We start from the raw sequence: 3,737 nt of genomic DNA, 5'->3' as shown, positions 1-3,737 counted from the left end.
TCGGTGCCGCTCCGCCCCTCGTGTTGCCACAAGATGGCGGTGGTGGGGCGGACGGTGCTCCGGCATCGTGGGTGTCGCTTCCCACCGGGTGCAGCCGGTACCGGGAGCGGCCCGGCCGGGGTCCCCCCACCTCGGCCGGGGCCGCGTGGACGAGGCGGGCGCGGGCCTACTTGAGGCCGATCGCCGCGCAGGCCGCCTTGTACTTGGCGGTGCAGATGTCCTCGATGCTGTAGATGCCGTCGGCGACGACGGTGTCCTTGATGCTGTGCTTGGTGAGCGCGGTCACCTGGACCAGCTTGGACGGGATGCCCTTGGCGGTGGGGCTATCCACCCGGTCCTGGGTGAGGGCGTCGAACTGGATGTCCTTGCCCTGGATCTTGGTGACGGCCATCTGCGCGGCGGCCTCGGCCTCGTCCGGGTAGGACTTGTAGACGCTCATGTACTGCTCGCCGCCCACGACCCGCTGCACGGCGTCCAGTTCGGCGTCCTGGCCGGTGATCGGGGGCAGCTCGGTCACGCCGGCCGCCTTCAGGGCCTTGATGACACCGCCGGCCATGCCGTCGTTGGCGGCGTAGACGCCGACGATGTTGCCCTTGCCGATCTGCGCGATGGCCTTGGCCATGAAGGACTCGGCGTTCTCCGGCTTCCAGTCCGGGGTGTCGTAGGTCTGCGCGATGTCCACCTTGCCGTTCAGCTCGGAGAGCGCGCCCTCCTTGAACTGCTTGGCGTTGGGGTCGGTCGGCGAGCCGTTCACCATGACGACCTTGTCGGAGGGGCCGACGTTCGGCCCCAGCGCCTCCAGCAGGGTGCGGCCCTGCACCTCGCCGACGAGTTCGTTGTCGAAGGAGATGTAGGCGTCGATCGGGCCTTCGGCGAGCCGGTCGTAGGCGATGACCGGGATGCCCGCGTCCTTGGCCTTCTGCACCTCGTCGGCGATGCCGTGCGCGTCCACCGCGTCCAGCAGGATGACGTCGACCTTGGCGTCGATCATGTTCTGCAGCTGCTCGGACTGCCGGGCGGCGCTCGCGTCGGCGTTGGCGTACTCCACCTTGCCCTGCTTCTTGGTGAGTTCGGCCACCTTGTCCCTGATGATGGGGTAGTCGAACCGGTCGTAGCGGGTGTTCGCCTTCTCCGGCAGCAGCAGGCCCACGGTGACGTCGTTGCCCTTGGTCGGGCTCGCGCTCGCGCCGTCCCCCGTCGCGTTCAGCACGCCACAGCCGGCGAGCGAGAGGGTCATCGTGGACACGGCCACGGATATGGCGATTCGGCGCATGCGAGGGCTCACTTCAGGTGCGTTCCGGACGTGGGTGCTGCTATACGACCCAGGTGTCTGAAAAGACAACTTCGGGGCCGCACCCGGCGTCAAGAAGAATCACTTAACGAGTGCGCAACACCACGCTCAGCTGACCCTGTGAAGGTCACGCGAAACCCTCTTCAAGGGCCCTTTACGGACCGTACATCCGGCGGTGGTTCACGGATCTGCAAAGATTCGTACAACCACTCCGGCCGGTCACCAGTCGTGATCATGACGGCCCCGAGCCGCACCATGACTCGATCAGAGGACCGAATGAACTCAGCCAGACGCACGACCGCCACGGCCGTCGTACTCGCCGCCTCCGGAGCCCTGCTGGGCGCGGTCGCCCCGACCGCCTCCGCCGCCGGCTGCGCCTCGCCGGTCTACACCCGGCAGTTCTTCGCGAACACCACGTTCTCCGGCACCCCGAAGAAGGCGGACTGCGACAGCGCGGTCGCCGAGCAGTGGGGCACCGGCGCCCCCGCCACCGGCCTGCCCAAGGACAACTTCGGTGTCCGCTGGACCGTCACCCGCGACTTCGGCTCCGGCGGGCCCTTCACCCTCACGGCCGCCGCGCAGGACGGCATCCGGGTGTACCTGGACGGCACCCGCAAGGTCGACCTGTGGAAGAACGTCTCCACGACCCAGAAGAAGACCGTCGACGTCACCGTGCCCTCCGGCAGGCACACGCTCCGCGTGGACTACGTCAACTGGACCGGCGCCGCGAACGTCTCCTTCGCCTACACCCCCCGCACCTCGCCCGACGTCGACAAGGTCGCGCCCCTGGTGCCGGCGGGCGTCTCGGCGGCGTACGACCCCGCGACCGGCAAGGCGAAGGTCGGCTGGTCGAAGAACAAGGAGATGGACCTCGGCGGCTACCGCGTCTACCGGCGGCTGAAGGGCTTCCCGTACGAGGCCGTGCCGCTGGCGACGACCACCGCCACCTCGTACACCGACACCACCCTCCCGGCGACCGGCGACACGTACTACTACGAGGTCCGCGCCTACGACAAGGCCGGCAACGAGTCCGCGGGCACGGCCGACAAGCCCATCACCACCGCCGACCGCACCGCGCCCGGCGCGCCGGCCGGCCTGGAGGTCACCGACCCCTCCGAGCAGGACGGCCTGCGCATCGGCTGGTCCCACGAGACCGGCGCGGCCTCCTACCGGGTGTACCGGGCGGCGACCGCCAACGGCACCTACACCCGCCTGGGCGGCACCGAGGAGCAGTCCTACCGGGACGCCACGGCGGCCGTGGGCACCACGTACTACTACCGGGTGACCGCGGTGGACGCGGCCGGCAACGAGTCCGCCCGGTCCGCCGCCCTCGCCGCCCGGCGCCGGGACGACACCCCGCCGCCCCTCGTCACCGGGCTGAAGGTCACCCCGACCGACTACGGCTTCGAGCTGACCTGGGACAAGAACCCGGCGCCCGACCTGCACCGGTACTCGGTCTACGCGGGCCGCGTCCTGAGCGACGGCGAGGAGCGGGTCTGCTCCGCGTCCGAGGACGCCTGGCTGATGCCCGACGAGACCTCCTACCGGTACACGGCGACCCCGGACGGCGAGGAGCGCTGCTTCTTCGTCGACGCCGTGGACACCAACTGGAACTCCCGCTACAAGCTGACCGGCGAGGCGAACGTGGTGGTCGCGACCGAGCTGGGCACACCGCCCGCCGAGGACGGCACCGAGCCCGCGCCCGCCGGCTGACGGGCACGCAGAAGAGGGGCCCGGCGTCCGGGCCCCTCTCCGCGCGCCTGGCGCGCCGTCAGTCCTGCTGCTGCCGCTTGGGCCGCCACACCACCAGCGCGCTGGTCTGCTGCACCTCCTGGTACGGCACCAGGTCGCGCCGGTAGGAGGCGTGCACGGCGGCCTCGCGCTGCTGCATCGCGGCCGCCGCGCCGTCCAGGGCCGCCTCCAGCTCCGCGACGCGGGACTGGAGCGCGGCGACCTGGTTCTCCAGTTCGATGATGCGCTTGATGCCGGCCAGGTTGATGCCCTCGTCCTGCGACAACTGCTGCACCTGGCGGAGCAGTTCGATGTCACGGGCCGAGTAGCGCCGGCCCCGGCCCGCGGTGCGGTCGGGGGAGACCAGGCCCAGGCGGTCGTACTGGCGCAGCGTCTGCGGGTGGAGTCCGGAGAGCTGGGCCGCCACCGAGATGACGTAGACCGGGGTCTCCTCGGTCAGTTCGTACGGCCCACGCCAATTGTCAACGCGCCGACGGCCGTCCATCACTCTCAAGCTCCCTTCGCGGCCTCGAACAGCTCCGCCCGCGGGTCCTCGCCCGCGGTCGCCTCGCGATACGCCTCCAGTGCGTCACGAGCCCTCCCCGACAGGTCCTTGGGGACACTCACCTCGACGGTGACCAGCAGATCACCGCGCGTGCCGTCCTTGCGGACCGCGCCCTTGCCCCGCGCCCGCATCGTACGGCCGTTCGGCGTG

Annotated in this window: 3 protein-coding genes and 1 pseudogene; 1 reads left to right on the top strand and 3 read right to left on the bottom strand. The window is 70.4% G+C overall.

All coding sequences use genetic code 11. The features are described 5' to 3' along the window. Nucleotides 1-166 precede the first annotated feature (166 nt). Complete coding sequence (locus tag IE312_RS14805; RefSeq protein ID WP_189981917.1) at nucleotides 167-1,273, bottom strand: sugar ABC transporter substrate-binding protein; 1,107 nt, start codon at nucleotides 1,271-1,273, stop codon at nucleotides 167-169. A gap of 294 nt (nucleotides 1,274-1,567) precedes the next feature. On the opposite strand from IE312_RS14805, the gene IE312_RS14800 reads away from it, so the two are divergent. After that, nucleotides 1,568-3,004 (top strand): PA14 domain-containing protein, encoded by a 1,437-nt coding sequence (locus tag IE312_RS14800; RefSeq protein ID WP_189981915.1) that lies wholly within the window; start codon nucleotides 1,568-1,570, stop codon nucleotides 3,002-3,004. Between the two features lie 58 nt (nucleotides 3,005-3,062). On the opposite strand, the gene IE312_RS14795 is transcribed toward IE312_RS14800, so the two are convergent. Next, nucleotides 3,063-3,527, bottom strand: coding sequence for a heat shock protein transcriptional repressor HspR (locus IE312_RS14795; RefSeq protein ID WP_189981913.1), 465 nt, complete (start codon nucleotides 3,525-3,527; stop codon nucleotides 3,063-3,065). A gap of 5 nt (nucleotides 3,528-3,532) precedes the next feature. Continuing rightward, nucleotides 3,533-3,737, bottom strand: a pseudogene (locus IE312_RS40080) (molecular chaperone DnaJ); the annotation flags it as partial.

It is taken from the genome of Streptomyces capoamus (assembly GCF_014654935.1).
Classification (GTDB): Bacteria; Actinomycetota; Actinomycetes; order Streptomycetales; family Streptomycetaceae; genus Streptomyces; species Streptomyces capoamus.
Note: the sequence above shows the minus strand (reverse complement) of the source record. Positions and strands in the feature narration are given on the sequence as shown.

Excerpts from the sequence above, each read along its gene's own strand:
- IE312_RS14805 (WP_189981917.1), bottom strand. The coding sequence starts at position 1,273 with ATGCGCCGAATCGCCATATCCGTGGCCGTGTCCACGATGACCCTCTCG.
- IE312_RS14800 (WP_189981915.1), top strand. The coding sequence starts at position 1,568 with ATGAACTCAGCCAGACGCACGACCGCCACGGCCGTCGTACTCGCCGCC.
- IE312_RS14795 (WP_189981913.1), bottom strand. The coding sequence starts at position 3,527 with ATGGACGGCCGTCGGCGCGTTGACAATTGGCGTGGGCCGTACGAACTG.